Origin of the sequence: Rhizobium sp. TH135, from assembly GCF_002855515.1 — a bacterium.
GTDB lineage: Bacteria > Pseudomonadota > Alphaproteobacteria > Rhizobiales > Rhizobiaceae > Allorhizobium.
The window spans coordinates 237,286-251,967 of sequence record NZ_PKRP01000003.1 but is presented as its reverse complement, the minus strand read 5'-3'; the positions used below and the strand labels follow the sequence as shown (position 1 = coordinate 251,967).

At 63.0% G+C, this 14,682-nt stretch carries 15 protein-coding genes; 1 reads left to right on the top strand and 14 read right to left on the bottom strand.

Annotation, left to right across the window (positions count from 1 at the left end; all coding sequences use genetic code 11):
* Positions 1–51 precede the first annotated feature (51 nt).
* The 4 genes from C0V73_RS10120 to yajC form a co-directional block, all read right to left on the bottom strand.
* Positions 52–906 (bottom strand): phytoene/squalene synthase family protein, encoded by an 855-nt coding sequence (locus tag C0V73_RS10120; protein ID WP_172450123.1) that lies wholly within the window; start codon positions 904–906, stop codon positions 52–54.
* A 22-nt stretch (positions 907–928) separates the two neighbouring features.
* Entirely contained in the window at positions 929–1,327 is a 399-nt protein-coding gene (locus tag C0V73_RS10115) for an Mth938-like domain-containing protein (RefSeq protein WP_102019877.1), read from the bottom strand.
* 4 nt (positions 1,328–1,331) lie between these two features.
* Positions 1,332–3,884 carry a protein translocase subunit SecDF gene (gene secDF, locus C0V73_RS10110; protein ID WP_102019876.1) on the bottom strand — a complete coding sequence of 851 codons (2,553 nt, stop codon included), beginning with the start codon at positions 3,882–3,884 and terminating at the stop codon, positions 1,332–1,334.
* A gap of 62 nt (positions 3,885–3,946) precedes the next feature.
* The gene (yajC, locus tag C0V73_RS10105; protein ID WP_102019875.1) at positions 3,947–4,294 is read right to left on the bottom strand and encodes a preprotein translocase subunit YajC; all 348 of its coding nucleotides are present in this window, start codon (positions 4,292–4,294) and stop codon (positions 3,947–3,949) included.
* Between the two features lie 206 nt (positions 4,295–4,500).
* Here yajC and C0V73_RS10100 point away from each other — a divergent pair, with 206 nt between their 5' ends.
* Positions 4,501–5,373: an ATP-binding protein gene (locus tag C0V73_RS10100; RefSeq protein ID WP_102019874.1), complete on the top strand. Its 873-nt coding sequence runs from the start codon at positions 4,501–4,503 to the stop codon at positions 5,371–5,373.
* 75 nt (positions 5,374–5,448) lie between these two features.
* Here the strand turns inward: C0V73_RS10100 and C0V73_RS10095 are convergent, their stop codons facing one another.
* The 10 genes from C0V73_RS10095 to C0V73_RS10050 form a co-directional block, all read right to left on the bottom strand.
* On the bottom strand, positions 5,449–6,999 hold the full coding sequence (locus C0V73_RS10095; RefSeq protein WP_102019873.1) for a peptidoglycan DD-metalloendopeptidase family protein: 1,551 nt from the start codon (positions 6,997–6,999) through the stop codon (positions 5,449–5,451).
* Between the two features lie 178 nt (positions 7,000–7,177).
* Positions 7,178–7,831 (bottom strand): protein-L-isoaspartate(D-aspartate) O-methyltransferase, encoded by a 654-nt coding sequence (locus C0V73_RS10090; RefSeq protein ID WP_102019872.1) that lies wholly within the window; start codon positions 7,829–7,831, stop codon positions 7,178–7,180.
* Positions 7,828–8,598: a 5'/3'-nucleotidase SurE gene (gene surE / locus C0V73_RS10085; RefSeq protein ID WP_102019871.1), complete on the bottom strand. Its 771-nt coding sequence runs from the start codon at positions 8,596–8,598 to the stop codon at positions 7,828–7,830. The genes C0V73_RS10090 and surE overlap by 4 nt, the downstream gene beginning before the upstream one ends.
* 22 nt (positions 8,599–8,620) lie before the next feature.
* Positions 8,621–9,904 carry a serine--tRNA ligase gene (gene serS, locus C0V73_RS10080; protein ID WP_102019870.1) on the bottom strand — a complete coding sequence of 428 codons (1,284 nt, stop codon included), beginning with the start codon at positions 9,902–9,904 and terminating at the stop codon, positions 8,621–8,623.
* A gap of 103 nt (positions 9,905–10,007) precedes the next feature.
* On the bottom strand, positions 10,008–10,817 hold the full coding sequence (gene tatC, locus C0V73_RS10075) for a twin-arginine translocase subunit TatC (RefSeq protein ID WP_102019869.1): 810 nt from the start codon (positions 10,815–10,817) through the stop codon (positions 10,008–10,010).
* Complete coding sequence (gene tatB, locus C0V73_RS10070) at positions 10,814–11,572, bottom strand: Sec-independent protein translocase protein TatB (protein WP_102019868.1); 759 nt, start codon at positions 11,570–11,572, stop codon at positions 10,814–10,816. The genes tatC and tatB overlap by 4 nt, the downstream gene beginning before the upstream one ends.
* Before the next feature lie 114 nt (positions 11,573–11,686).
* Entirely contained in the window at positions 11,687–11,908 is a 222-nt protein-coding gene (locus tag C0V73_RS10065; protein ID WP_054150147.1) for a twin-arginine translocase TatA/TatE family subunit, read from the bottom strand.
* A gap of 12 nt (positions 11,909–11,920) precedes the next feature.
* Positions 11,921–13,048, bottom strand: coding sequence for an ABC transporter ATP-binding protein (locus tag C0V73_RS10060; RefSeq protein WP_102019867.1), 1,128 nt, complete (start codon positions 13,046–13,048; stop codon positions 11,921–11,923).
* A 91-nt stretch (positions 13,049–13,139) separates the two neighbouring features.
* Positions 13,140–13,874 carry an SMC-Scp complex subunit ScpB gene (gene scpB, locus C0V73_RS10055; protein ID WP_102019866.1) on the bottom strand — a complete coding sequence of 245 codons (735 nt, stop codon included), beginning with the start codon at positions 13,872–13,874 and terminating at the stop codon, positions 13,140–13,142.
* Between the two features lie 7 nt (positions 13,875–13,881).
* Positions 13,882–14,679: a ScpA family protein gene (locus tag C0V73_RS10050; protein ID WP_102020341.1), complete on the bottom strand. Its 798-nt coding sequence runs from the start codon at positions 14,677–14,679 to the stop codon at positions 13,882–13,884.
* Positions 14,680–14,682: the final 3 nt, after the last annotated feature.

The window sequence follows — 14,682 nt, the reverse complement described above, 5'->3', positions numbered from 1 at the left end:
CTTGCGCGAACGTGGCGCCCGTAACCCTGCCGCCACGATGATGGACAGGCGTCAGAGACGCCCGGTCAACAGCAGACGCATCATGGCAAGCTGGCGGCGCCACTGCGGCGGCCGGATATCCGACGACAGGCAGCCAGCGCCCATGCTCATCGCCCGCTTGAGAACGGGCTCGGCGAGCGTCACAGGCAAAAATGCCGACAGCAAGCTCTTGGGAATGCGGCCGGCGGCACGGGCCTTGCGCAGATGGTCGAGGCCAAAGCCGGCGAACGCCTGGATGGCCGCACCCATCCGGTCATCGCCTGCTGCAGCGAGAAACGTCTCCCGATCCAGACCGACGGAAGCGAGGATCTGGGTCGGCAGATAGACCTGCCCGCGTGCCCGGTGGATCGGCATCAACAGGATCGCACCTGCCACTGCCAGGGCCACGCCTGCATGTCCTGCGATCTCTGCCACACCTTGGGCAGCCTCGGTGTCGAGCACCAGCGCTGCAAGCTGAATGAGGGCCGCCGCCGTCTCTCCGGCATAGCCTTCGAACATGGCGGTCGTTTCCATCGGGTCGTCATAGAGATCAAAAATGCGCGCATCGGCCATCGCAACAAGCGGTGCGACCGGAAGCCGCCAGGCTTGAACGGCGTGCAGCAGTTCGGCTGCGACAGGATTGGCCGCCGTCTCGCCATGGGCGGAGCCTTCGAGCAGGTCGCGCCAGTATTGCAGACGCACCTCGCCGGGCAAAGGTTCGCGCACCACGTCGCGGACACGGGCGAGTTCTCCATTGTAGGCGTAGAGAGCAACGATGGCCGGCCGCCGATCGGCCGGCGTCAGAAGGCTCGCAAGATAGCGGTCGCGATCCGTCTCTTGCAGGGCCTGCAGGCAAAGAGCCTCATTGGCCGACGGGGTCTCGCTCACAATACACCTTTCGAGGGACGGTTCAGACTGCGATCAACGCGGCCGCGACCGGACGCTGCTCGGCCAGCATGATGTTATACGTGCGGATGGCAGCACCGGTTCCCATCGGGTCGGTGGCGATACCCTTTGCCTTCAGTGCCGCCCTAAGATCGGGATTGACAAGGCGCAGTTGACGTCCTGTCCCGAGGATCAGGAACTCGATCCCGGTTTCGGCAAAGACGCGCTCCAGCGAGGCTTCAGTCAGGGGATCATCTTCCGTCTGCTCCCAGCCATAGACGCCGGAGGGCAGCAGCAGCAGCGAACCGCGATGCGACATGTCGGCAAAGCGGAAGCCACCATTGCCATAGGCATCGATACCGGGCCGACCGGGAAAATGGGCATCACGGATGGTGATGCCCTTGTCTCCGAAGCCGAAGACCATCGGCTCAGGCCCCTGCCTTTGCCGGCACCTTTTCACCTTCGGACTCGTCCCGCTGGAAGTTTTCCGGGCGCAGCTTGAAGGCAATCAGGATCGGGCCGGCGATGTAGATCGACGAGAAGGTACCGATCAGAACGCCCGCCAGCATGGCGAAGGTGAACGACGCGATGACTTCGCCACCGAAGAGATACAACGCACCGAGGGCGAGGATCGTACTACCGGCGGTCAGAACCGTACGCGAGAGCGTCTGGTTGATCGATTCGTCGATCAGCACCTCAAGCGGCATCTTCTTGTAGCGCCTGAGGTTTTCTCGCATTCGGTCATAGACGACGACGGTGTCGTTCAGCGAGTAACCGATGATCGTCAGGATGGCCGCGATACTGGTCAGGTTGAACTCGATGCCGGTCACCACGAAGAGGCCGAGCGTGAAGATCACGTCGTGCAGCGTCGCGATGATGGCGCCGAGGGCGAACTGCCACTCGAAGCGGAACCAGATGTAGATCAGGATGCCGAGCAGGGCCGCGGCGACACCGATCGTTGCGGAGTAGGTGAGGTCGCTGGAGACCGACGGACCAACGACTTCGACACGGCGGAAATCGTATTCGGCTTCCAGCTCGCCGCGAACCTTGGTCAGCGCCGACTGTTCGGCATTCTCGCCGCCATCCTGCGCCTGCAGACGGATCAAGGCACTGGACTCATCCCCGAATCCCTGCGCCTGGACTTCTCCGAGGTTCAACTGGCTGAGACGGTCGCGGATGTCGGACAGATCGGCCGTTCCATCGCGGGCCTGCACCTCGATGATCGAGCCGCCCTTGAAGTCGATGCCGAGGTTCATGCCGACGGTCGCAAAGCCGATCAGCGACGCCACGGAAATCACCATGGCGAGGCCGAAGTTGAACTTCCGCGCCGCCATGAAGCGGATGTTGCGGTTGTCGAAGAAGCCGGTGCGCACGCTCTTCGGCATGTGCTTCGGACGCTTCCAGCGATACCAGAACGCCATCAGCCAGAAGGTCAGCGTGAAGGCAGTGAAGACGGTTGTGACGATACCGATCGACAGCGTCACGGCAAAGCCGCGGACCGGACCGGATCCGAGGAAGAACAGAACAACGGCTGCGATCAAGGTCGTCAGGTTGGCGTCGACGATGGTCGCGAACGCCTTCTTGAAGCCGATATCGATCGACTGAATGAGTGGCCTGCCGTTTCGCGCCTCCTCTCGGATACGCTCATAGATCAGAACGTTCGAGTCGACCGCCATACCCATAGTCAACACGATACCTGCGATACCGGGCAAGGTGAGCGTCGAGCCGATCAGCGAGAGCGCGGCCAGGATCATCGCTATGTTGGCGGCAAGCGCGATGTTCGCCATCACGCCGAAGGTGCCGTAAAGCGCGACCATGAAGACGACAACGGCAATGCCGCCGATGATGCTGGCGGTGACGCCGGCATTGATCGAATCCTGGCCGAGGCCCGGACCGACGGTGCGCTCTTCGACCACGGTCAGGGTTGCCGGCAAGGCACCCGCACGCAGGAGAACGGCAAGGTCGTTTGCGCCTTCAACCGAGAAATTGCCGGAAATCTGGCCGGAACCGCCGATGATCGGCTCGCGGATGACAGGCGCCGAGATCACCTGCTGGTCGAGCACGATGGCGAACGGCTTGCCGACATTTTCCTGCGTTGCCTGCGCAAAGCGCTGGGCGCCGCGGCTGTCGAAGCGGAAGCTGACAACCGGCTCATTGGTCCGCTGGTCGAAAGAGGCCTGCGCATCGACGAGATTTTCACCCGAAATCAGCGCACGGCGTTCGATCAGATAAGGAACGGCCGGGTCGTCGGTCGAATAGAGAACTTCCGACTGCGCGGGCGGGCGATTGTTGATCGCCTCGGTCACCGGCATGGTCGTGTCGACCATGTGGAAGGACAGTTTCGCCGTCTGGTTCAGCAGGGCCTTGAGGCGCTGCGGATCCGTCAGACCGGGGACCTGCACGATAATGCGGTCGTCGCCCTGGCGCTGGATGAGCGGCTCGGTGGTGCCGAGCTCGTCGACGCGGCGGCGCACGACTTCCATGGACTGGGTCAGCGCCGAGGTGACGCGATAATCGATGCCTTCATCGGTCAAAGCCAGACGCAGCAAGCCGTCATCACCCTGCTCGATCGTGACTTCGTTCACGGTGCCGCCGGTCAAGCCACCGACGCTGACCGGATCGGTCAATGTGCGTAGCGCTTCGATGGCAGCGGGGATCTTGTCCGCATCGGTGATGCGCACCTGGATCTGCTGGCCGACGCCGGAAAGGCCCGTGTAGCGGACACCGGCTTCACGCAACTGCGTGCGCACGTCGCCAACGATCGTCTCGAGACGCTCCTTGACGATGTCCTGCCGCTCCATCTTCAGCATGATGTGCGAGCCGCCCTGGAGGTCAAGGCCGAGCGTCACTTTATGCGTGGGGAACCACGAGGGAAATGCTTCCAGTTCCTCGTCCGTGAAGGCATTGGGCAACGCGACAAGGACGCCGAGCGCGACGGTCAACCAGATGAACAATGTCTTCCAGCGGGAAATGTAAAGCATGGAACTCTCGGATTAAGGCATCGGAAAATGGCAAAGGCCGGCTCGAGGCCGGCCCAGCGGGATCAGGCGGCGGTTTCGGTCTTGACCGGTTCGCCCTTGACGCGGACTTCGGCCACATACTGGCGCATCGCACGAACCTTCACGCCGTCGGCGATTTCGAGTTCGAGTTCCTTGTCGTCGATCACCTTGGTCACCTTGGCAACAATGCCGCCGCCCATGATCACCTGGTCGCCACGACGGATGGAGGAGAGAGTTTCCTCACGCTTCTTCATCTGCTGGCGCTGCGGACGGATCAGGAAGAAGTACCAGACCACCATCAGCGGTGCGAAGAGCAGCAGCATCTCCAGTCCGGACCCCATAGCGCTCGAAGCGGCGGCGCCGTCCTGGGCAAAGGCCTGCGTGATAAACATGAAAGACTCCCTCTTGATGCGTTCTGTTAGAGCCGCGCGGCCCCCTCGTCAGGTCGCCGGAATATAGTGAGAGAGCCCGTGAATGCAACAGAAACAGCAAGCAAGCGTACCATTTTCGAGACCCCTACCCTTTATGCCCGCAATTCTGCGTGATACCGCCCGGCATCAGACTTTCGAAGCCGAAGCAGATGACGAGGAAGATGACGATGGCCGATCAGACCGTGGCAGCACTTCTGGCTGAAGTAAAACGTCTCGCCGAAGCCGTAGAGCGGCTTGCGGGCCCGCCACCCGCCATCAACGACTGGCAGGCAGCCGACTGCTTCGTCTGGTCTCCCGCCCGTCTGCATCTGCAGCCCGTCAAGCGTCCCAACCGTGTCGAACTCGGGCTTATCCGCGGCGTCGATCACGTGCGCGACATTCTGCACGAAAACACGCTGCGCTTTGCCGAGGGTTTCCCGGCGAACAATGTGCTTCTCTGGGGCGCGCGCGGCATGGGCAAGTCCTCGCTGGTCAAAGCCGTGCATGCCGACATCGTCAAGACCAATGGCATCACGCTCAAATTGGTCGAGGTGCACCGGGAAGACATCTCTACCCTCCCCGCTTTGCTCGACATCATCAAGGACGCCCCGCACCGGATCGTCGTCTTCTGCGACGACCTGTCCTTCGACCATGACGACACGGCCTACAAGTCGCTCAAGGCAGCGCTCGACGGGGGTGTCGAGGGACGGCCGGACAATGTCCTCTTCTATGCGACATCCAACCGACGCCATCTCCTCCCCCGCCACATGATGGAGAACGAGCAGTCGACCGCGATCAATCCGTCGGAGGCTGCGGAAGAGAAGGTTTCGCTGTCCGATCGCTTCGGACTATGGCTCGGGTTCCACAAATGCAGCCAGGACGACTACCTGACGATGATCGACGGTTATGCCGCGCATTTCGAATTGCCGCTGCCGCGCGAACAGTTGCACCACGAGGCGCTCGAATGGGCAACGACCCGCGGCGGCCGGTCCGGGCGTGTCGCCTGGCAATACATCCAGGACCTCGCCGGACGGCTGCGGATCTCCACCGACCGCGCCTAAGACCTCACAGCCCAGAATAGAGAAAGGCCCGGAACGCGAGTTCCGGGCCTTTTCACTTACCTGGTACGCAATACTCTATTCCAGGAAAGTGATGGGGTTGACCGGTGCTGCATCCTTGCGGACTTCGAAGTGCAGCATGGGTCGCTTGACGTTGCCGGTCATGCCGGATGTGGCGATCGTCTGGCCGCGCTGGACCTTCTGGCCACGCTGGACGGACAGGCTGTCGGCATGGCCGTAGACGGTGACCTTGCCATCGTCGTGGCGGACGAGAACCGTGTTGCCGAGTTCCTTGAGGCCGTTGCCGGCATAGATGACGACGCCGTTTTCAGCGGCCTTGATCGGCGTGCCCTGCGGAACCGAGATCGCGATGCCATCGCTGCGCTTGCCGTCGATATTGGCGCCGAAGTTGGCGATGACGGCGCCGCGGGCCGGCCAGCGATACTTGCCGATGCCCGTCATTTCGGGTGCAGCCGATTCTGGCTTGGCGGCGGCCACTTCCGTCACCGACTTGTTGGCGGCAGGCGCCTTGTATTCAGCCGGCTGGCCGGCGGCCGGAACCGATGCGGTCTGTACCGGGTCTGCGGCCGCAGCAGGCGCCTTGGCAACCGTCGCAGCCGATGTGCCCTTTGCGGGAACCGCGAGTGCCTGGCCAATCCGGATATTGCCGGTCGTCAGACCGTTTGCCTTTTTCAGATCGTCGACAGAGACACCGTTCGCCTTGGCGATGCGAGCGAGCGAATCGCCGGGCTTCACGATGTAGGACCCAGCGCCTTCGCCAGCGCCTGCGGTCGACTTGCCGGTTGCGGCCGAAGCGGAGACCTGCTGCTTCTCACGGGAATTCGGTGCACTCGGCAGAACCGCAACGTTCTGCTGCTGATCACCCGGCAGGACCGGCTTGCGGCCGTCGGTCGGCAGACCGGAGGCGTTTGCAGCGGCACGGGCGGAATTCGGACCGCCGAAGGTCGGGATGATGACCAGCTGGCCAGGTGCCGCATCCGATGCATGGGTCAGGCCGTTGGCCTTGAGCAGTTCCTTCTGCGGCACGCCGTAACGATCGGCAAGCGTCGCGATGGTTTCGCCCGGACGCAGCGTCACGCGGGCAGCACCGGTCGTCGACCAACCGCCCTGCTTCGGCGTGGAGCCTGTCGTGGTCGGCTCGGCAAGAACCTGGCCTGGATTGGCGGATGCCATCTGCTCGCCCTGCTGGGGTGCAGACGGGAAAGGCTGCGACAGCGCTGCGGCGCGTTCGGAATTGTTGTTGGAGACCGGAGCCTGGGCCATGCCCGAGGGCGCAGCGAGTTCCGAGCGCTGGACGGAAGCCGGCGTGCTCGCCGCACGCGCCGAGACCGGCTGTTCATAAGCTGGCGCTGCCGGCATCGGCTGGGCCATTGCCTGGTTCTGACCATACATGCCACCCCCATTGCCGATGCTCTCGGCGGGAACGGGCGGCTGGCCACGCATGGCGGACTGTCGGGGAATGGACGCAGTCGTCAGACTGTCCGTAGAGAAGACCGAGCTGAACCGCGAGGCATCCGAACTGCAACCGGCTGCAGTACCGGCCAGGAGCAGCGCACCGCACAAACGAGCGACGGGCAATCCAGCTTTCGGCGATACACTTTTACGCATGACTCGACCCACATATGACTCAACTTGATGTGGGATCATTAAAGCGCGTTAGTATTACCGGTCAGTTAACCCCGTGGATTCATTGTGAACGAATTCGACCATGCGCATATGAATGATGCAGAAAAGCGGCTTGTCCGCAGGCCATACGGACACACCGGACAGGTGTTAAACATCGACCTTACAGGTGCTGGGCAATCTTCGGCTGCAGAGGCAGGAAGGGCACTTCGAACAGGTCTTCGCGCTCGAAACGGCTGCCCGTCTTGGTCAGCCGGACCATGATGCAGCGCTCTTCCTCCACCATCAGCGGCACGAGCAACATGCCACCGGAGACGAGCTGCTCGGCGTAGAAGCGCGGCATGACGGGGTAAGCGGCGGTCGAGACAATGCGGTCGAAGGTCCCCTCGCCCGGCAATCCATTCAGACCATCCAGCTGGCGCAGGATCACATTGCGGATCGAGAGCTGCTCCAGGCGGCGCTGGGCACTGGCGATCAGCGTCTTGTAACGCTCGATGGAGATCACCCGCTCCGCGAGTCGCCCCAGGATAGCCGTGACGAAGCCGCTGCCCGTGCCGACCTCGAGGACGCGGTGACCGGGCTTCACCTGAAGCTGGGCCAAAAGCCGGACCGCGAGATCAGCACCTTCCATGAACTGACCGCAGTCGATCGGGATCGAGCGGCTCGAATAGGCGCTCTGCGCAAATTCCGGCGGGACGAAAACCGAGCGTGGTGTCTGTTCGACAGCCGTCAACAGGTCGAGATTGGTGATGCCTTCCGCCCGCAGTCTGAGAACGAGTGCGGCAAAACCTTCGCGCTCGACAAGAGCTGATCTCACGCTTCGTCTCCCGCAGCGAGCGCCTGGGCAACCAGATCCTGCACCGCGTAATCCGTCATGTCGAGCTTCAGCGGCGTCACCGAAATCTTCTTCTCGCGCAGCGCGTGAATGTCGGTGCCGGCGCGGAAATTGCCCTTGCGGTCACCGAAGCGGAGCCAGAAATAGGGAAGCCCCCGCCCGTCCTGGCGCTCCTCGACCGAGAGGCCGAAGTCCAGCTTGCCCTGCGACGTGACGTCGATGCCCTGAACTTCCTCCGGTTCGCAATTGGGGAAGTTGAGGTTGAGGAAGGTGCCGGGTGGCAGATCCACGGTCGACAGCTTCTTCAGAAGGTCGGGCGCCAGCGCCTCGGCAACATGCCACGGGATCGGCGCACCGGCCTCGTAGCTATAAGCCTGACTCAGCGCAAAGGAGCGGATGCCGTGAACCGTGCCTTCGATCGCGCCGGCAACCGTTCCGGAATAGGTGACGTCGTCAGCGAGGTTGGCGCCGGCATTGACACCCGACAAGACCAGATCCGGCTTGCGGTCGAGCACCTTGCGGATCGCCATGATGACGCAATCGGTCGGCGTGCCGCGCAGGGCGAACTTCTGATCTCCGAGCTCCCGCAGCCGCAAGGGCTCCGAAAGCGTCAACGAATGGGCCAGGCCGCTCTGGTCGGTCTCGGGCGCCACGATCCAGACATCATCGGAGAGGCTGCGGGCGATCCGCTCCAGGGCGCCGAGGCCCGTAGCGTGGATACCGTCGTCATTCGTCAGCAGGATGCGCATGGTCACTCCGGTCGCGGCGTGATCAGGCCGCCTTCTCGATTCTCTTGATGCCGCCCATGTAGGGCAGAAGCACGTCCGGCACGGTGATCGAGCCGTCCTCGTTCAGATAGTTTTCCATGACCGCGATCAGGCAGCGACCGACGGCCGTGCCCGAGCCGTTCAGCGTGTGCACGAAGGTCGTGCCCTTGCCATCCTTGTTGCGGTAGCGGGCATTCATGCGACGCCCCTGGAAATCGCCGCAGACCGAGCAGGACGAGATTTCGCGATAGGTGTTCTGACCCGGCAACCAGACCTCAAGGTCATAGGTCTTGCGCGCGCCAAAGCCCATGTCACCGGTGCAGAGCGTCATGGTGCGGAAATGCAGGCCAAGGCGCTTCAGCACCTCTTCGGCACAGGCCGTCATGCGCTCATGTTCGGCCAACGAGCTCTCGGCATCGGTGATCGAGACGAGCTCGCACTTCCAGAACTGGTGCTGGCGCAGCATGCCGCGCGTGTCGCGACCGGCAGAGCCGGCTTCCGAGCGGAAGGACGGGGTGAGCGCTGTGAAGCGGAGCGGCAGCTTTTCCTGGTCAAGGATTTCGCCCGAGACGAGGTTGGTCAGGGTGACCTCCGCCGTCGGGATCAGCCAGCGGCCGTCGGTCGTCTTGAACAGGTCTTCGGCGAATTTCGGCAGCTGGCCGGTGCCATACATGGCATCGTCGCGCACCATCAGCGGCGAGGACACTTCGGTATAGCCGTGTTCGCGCGTGTGCAGATCGAGCATAAACTGACCGAGCGCACGCTCAAGCCGAGCGAGGTGGCTCGTCAGGACCGTGAAGCGGGCGCCCGAGAGTTTGGCGGCGCGCTCGAAATCCATGTAGCCGAGGTTCTCGCCGATCTCGTAGTGCTCGAGCGGCTTGTGGTTCCAGGTCGGCTTTTCACCGACGACGCGGGCGACGACGTTGTCGTGCTCGTCCTTGCCCACCGGCACGTCGTCATGGGGAATGTTCGGGATGCGCGACAGGGCGTCGTTGAGCTCAGCAGTGAGCTGGCGCTCCTCTTCTTCGGCCGCCGGCAGCGTGTCCTTGAGCGAGGCAACCTCGGCCTTCAGCTTCTCGGCGAGCTCCATGTTCTTCTGCGCCATGGCGGCGCCGATTTCCTTGGAGGCCGAGTTGCGGCGCGACTGCATGTCCTGCATTGCCTGGGCGACAGAGCGGCGCTTCTGGTCGAGCGCGATCAGCGCGGCAGACAGCGGCTCGGCGCCGCGCTTGGCAAGCGCCGCATCCAGGGCTTCGGGGTTTTCACGGATCCACTTGATATCGAGCATCGTCGTTCCAGGTCTTCAGCTTCGACCGGGAGCGGAGTGGCCGGCGGCCATGTCCGGCCCCATGTCTCAATGGGTTGGCTGCGGCGGGACTGCCCGGATCGTCTCAGGCTTGCTCCGCAGAGCCGGCCTCGGCGAGTTCCGTGGCAGCGCGCTTCTTCTCGATGAGTCGCGCCGCATAGATCGCAACCTCGTAGAGAAGGATCGTCGGCAGTGCAAGACCGATCTGGGACAGCGGATCCGGCGGCGTCACAATGGCGGCGATGACGAAGGCAACGACGATGAAATACTTGCGCTTGTCGGCCAGCCACTGGCTTTCCAGAATGCCGACCCGCACCAAGAGGCTGGTCACGACAGGCAGCTGGAAGACGAGGCCGAAGGAGAAGATCAGGGTCATGATCAACCCTAGATATTCCGAGACGCGCGGCAGAAGCGAGATCGCGACGCCGCCCTCTTCAGGCGCCTGCTGCATGGCGAGGAAGAACCACATCACCATCGGCGTGAAAACGAAATAGACCAGGGAAGCGCCGAGCAGGAAGAGGATCGGGGACGCGACCAGGAACGGCAGGAAGGCTGCGCGCTCGTTCTTGTAGAGACCTGGCGCCACGAACTTGTAGACCTGCGAGGCGATCACCGGAAAGGCGATGACCATGGCGCAGAAGGCAGCGACCTTCACCTGGGTGAAGAAGAATTCCTGCGGCGCGGTGTAGATCAGCTCTGTCTTTGCGACGTCAAGACCGGCCCAGGATACGGCCCACTTGTAAGGGACGACCAGCAGGTTGAAGAGCTGCTTGGCGAAGTAGAAGCAGACCAAGAAGGCGACGAAGAAGGCGCCGAGTGCCCAGATCAGTCGCGAACGCAGTTCGATCAGATGCTCGATCAACGGCTGGGGCTTGTCGTCCATGTCGCCGCTCATGCGCGGTCCTCACTCTTGGGCTTGCGAGCCTTGGGTGCCGGTTTGGCAACGGCCGTCTCGGACGGGGCCGGCTTGGCGGCTGCCGTCTTGGCCACAACAGGTTTGGATTTTTTCGGTGCGGCCGCCACAGGCGCAGCGGCAGCGACAGGCGCCGGCTTTGCTGATTTCGAAGATGCCTTCACCGGGGTATCAGCCTTGGCAGCAGTCTTGCGCTTCACAGGTTTCGTCTCGACCGCAAGTGGCGTGATCGCAGCCGGGGCGGAGGTGGCAGGCGCGGTTGGCATTACCGATGCGGCTGCTGGAGCAGTTGCCGCAGCGGTCGCTGCCGGAGCGACCGGCTGCTGAGCCAAAGGCTTCAATTCTTCCGGTGGCTCACCGAGGCCAAGCGGCACATCGGGGAGAATCGAGTTCTCCTCATAGCCATCGTCGAGCGGAGCCAGCTTGCCGTTGGGGCGCGTGGAACGCTCCAGATCCGATTTGATCTCTTGCCCCATCTGGCGGAGCGGATTGAGCGTTTCGCGGATCGTGTTGGCGGGATTGAGCGAACGGATATCGTTGACCGAGTTCTTCAGGTCGTCGAGTTCGGCCTCGCGCAACGCTTCATCGAACTGGGCGCGGAACTCGCCCGCCGTCTGGCGAAGGCGTTTCGTCATCTTGCCGAAGGCCCGGATCATCGGCGGCAGATCCTTGGGGCCCACCACGACGATCAGGATGACCGCAATCACCAACAGCTCGGTCCAGCCTATATCCAGCATGCAAACGGGCTCCTGATGCCACGCCATGGCGCCTCAAGACGGGCGCCGGTCTTCCAAGATTTCAACGAAGAACGGGCAGCCCGAAGAGCCGCCCGTCCAATCGGCGAAAGCCGATCACTTTACCTCGTCGGCCTTGTGGTCGACCGTCTTCGTCACGGTGGGCTGTGCGTTGGAGGCGGTCTGCTTTTCGCTCTCGTCCTCTTCGCTGATGCCCTTCTTGAAGCTCTTGATGCCCTTGGCAACGTCACCCATCAGTTCCGGGATCTTGCCGCGACCGAAGAGAAGCAGGACAATCGCCAGAACGATGATCCAGTGCCAAATGCTAAACGAACCCATGCCTGCCACTCCTTAGATTTGCGTTTCCCCGATGTAGGGGCTTTCCGGTGTCTTTTCAAACACCAAAATGTCTTTAGGCTCAACCGCAATCGTGACGTCACGCACACCCGGCGACAAGATATCGGCCCTGATGCGGGCGCGGACGGGGCGCTCCGTCCCGGGGACGGCAAGATCGAGCAATTCGACCACGCCGAGGAAACGGCGCGCAATGATGCGGGCGGGAATGCTGCCACCGCTTTGACGCACCGAGACGCCGGAGAGGCGCACGGCCACCTCGACCTCCGCCCCTTCGGCGATCCCGCCGGAATCAGCTGCTCCCAGTGGCGTCTCGACCTGTCCACCACGAACGCGGCCTGAGAATTCATTGATTTCGGAGAAGAAAGCGGCTGCGAAGATATCCTTCGGGCGACGGTAAAGGTCATCCGAGGTTCCGACCTGCACCAGGCGCCCATTTCGCAGCAGCGCGATGCGGTCGGCCATGCGCATGGCCTCTTCGGCATCGTGGGTGACGACAACAGCGGTCGCGCGCGTCTCACGAAGAATTGCGAGCGTGTCAGCCCGCACCGTGTCTTTGAGACGCGAGTCGAGCCCGGAAAACGGCTCGTCCATCAGAAGGACGCTGGGGCGCGGTGCAAGCGCTCGCGCGAGTGCCACACGCTGCTGTTCGCCGCCCGACAGTGCATGCGGGAATTTGTCCGCGTAGTGGGCAAGACCAACGCGCTCCAGGGCGGCCATGGCCTCTGCCACCGCATCCTTGCGGGGAAGCGCCGTCAGGCCGAAGCGGACATTGTCGAGGACGCACATATGGGGAAACAGCGCGAAGTCCTGGAACATCAGGCCGATGCCGCGCTTCTCCGGCGGCAGGAAGGTCGAGGGGCCTGCGACTTCGCGATCATTGATCACGACACGCCCGGACGCCTGGGCCTCGATGCCGGCGGCAATCCTCAGCAGTGTCGTCTTGCCTGATCCAGACGGGCCTAGCAGGCATAGCACCTCACCCGGCTCCGCCGTCAGCGACAGGCCACGGATCGTATCCTTGCCGTGATAGCGGTGATGTATGTCCTCAAACGTCAGACGCGCGGCAAAGGTCACGCCCGCCGTGCGCTGGCCGTCTCCATGCTGGGTCTTCGCTGGGTTCATTCTGCCGTCCGCGCGGCTCAGGCCGGATCGTCGCGGTCATCTGCACCGCAAACGAGCCCGGCATCACCGGTCACCGTTGAAAAAGCTGACCCTATTCCTCTGCTTCACCGCCCGGAGTCAAGAGGCCGAGCTCTTCGAGATCGAGCTGGGTAATCGGATCTTCCTCATCGGTCAGATCGTCATGGCCCATGGGAATGGGAATGTTAAAGTTTGCCGGGATCCGGCCAGAGAGCAGCCCTGCCCCCTTCAACTCTTCGAGACCGGGCAGGTCGCGCAGCTCTTCGAGCCCGAAATGGTCGAGGAAATCGCGGGTTGTGCCGAGGGTCACCGGGCGGCCGGGCGAGCGCCGGCGCCCGCGAAAGCGGACCCAGCCCGCCTCCATCAGCACGTCGAGCGTACCCTTGGAGGTCTGCACGCCTCTGATGTCCTCGATCTCGGCGCGCGTCACCGGCTGGTGATAGGCGATGATCGCCAGAACTTCGAGGGCGGCGCGCGAGAGCTTCTTGACCTCGGCCTCATCATTGCGGATCGCAAAGGAGAGGTCGGCTGCCGTGCGGAAGGCCCAATGGTCGTCGACCTGCACGAGGTTTACGCCGCGCCCGGCATACTCCTCCTTCAACTGGTGCAGGACCTCGGTGGCAATAATGCCGCGCGGCAGACGTTCTTCGATGAAGGCGGTTGAGACCGGCTGAGCAGAGGCGAAGACCAAAGCCTCGGCGATCCTCAGCGCCTCGCGCCGGTCGAGTTCGGCACGCAGGGATGCGGAGTGACCGCCCTCCTCCGCATCCACACCGTCTTCCGGCTCGAGATCATCGACATCGGCCATATCCGTCTCACTCCACCGATTTCAAAGCTTCGGCCTTTGGGCCGCTGCGCATGTAGATTGGTTGGAAGGCACCGTCCTGGCGGATTTCGAGGCGGCCTTCGCGGACGAGTTCGAGGGAGGCTGCAAAGGAACTCGCGATCGCCGTCACCCGATCCTCGGGGCTCGGCAGATAGCGCAGCAGGAAATGGTCGAGCGCGGTCCAGTCGGAGATCTCGCCGATCATCCGGGTCAGGATGCCGCGCGCATCCGACAGCGACCAGACCCTTCGCCTCTCTATCGTCACCTGCATAACCGCCTGGCGCTGGCGAATTAGCGCATATGCAGTGAGCAGATCGTAGAGCGACGCCTCATAGGCGCTGGTGGCACGCGAAGGCACATGCTCCGGCATCCCGCGGGGATGCACGTCACGGCCGAGCCGGTTGCGATTGATGAGCCGGGTCGCCGCCTCGCGCATGGCTTCCAGCCGCTTCAGGCGGAAAGCGAGCGTCTGCGCCATCTCCTCACCGGAGGGACCGTCGTCCTTCGCCTGCTGCGGGATCAGCAGGCGCGACTTCAGATAGGCGAGCCAGGCGGCCATGACGAGATAGTCGGCCGCGAGTTCGATGCGGATCCGCCGGGCGCTGTCGATGAAGAGCAGATATTGTTCGGCGAGCGCCAGCACGGAAATGCGGGCGAGATCGACCTTCTGGTTGCGCGCCAGGAAAAGCAGGAGATCGAGCGGCCCTTCGAAACCGGCCACGTCAATCAACAAAGCCGGATCACTCGCGGCCCTGTCTTCGGCTGTGTCCTGCCACAAGCTGTCCATCGG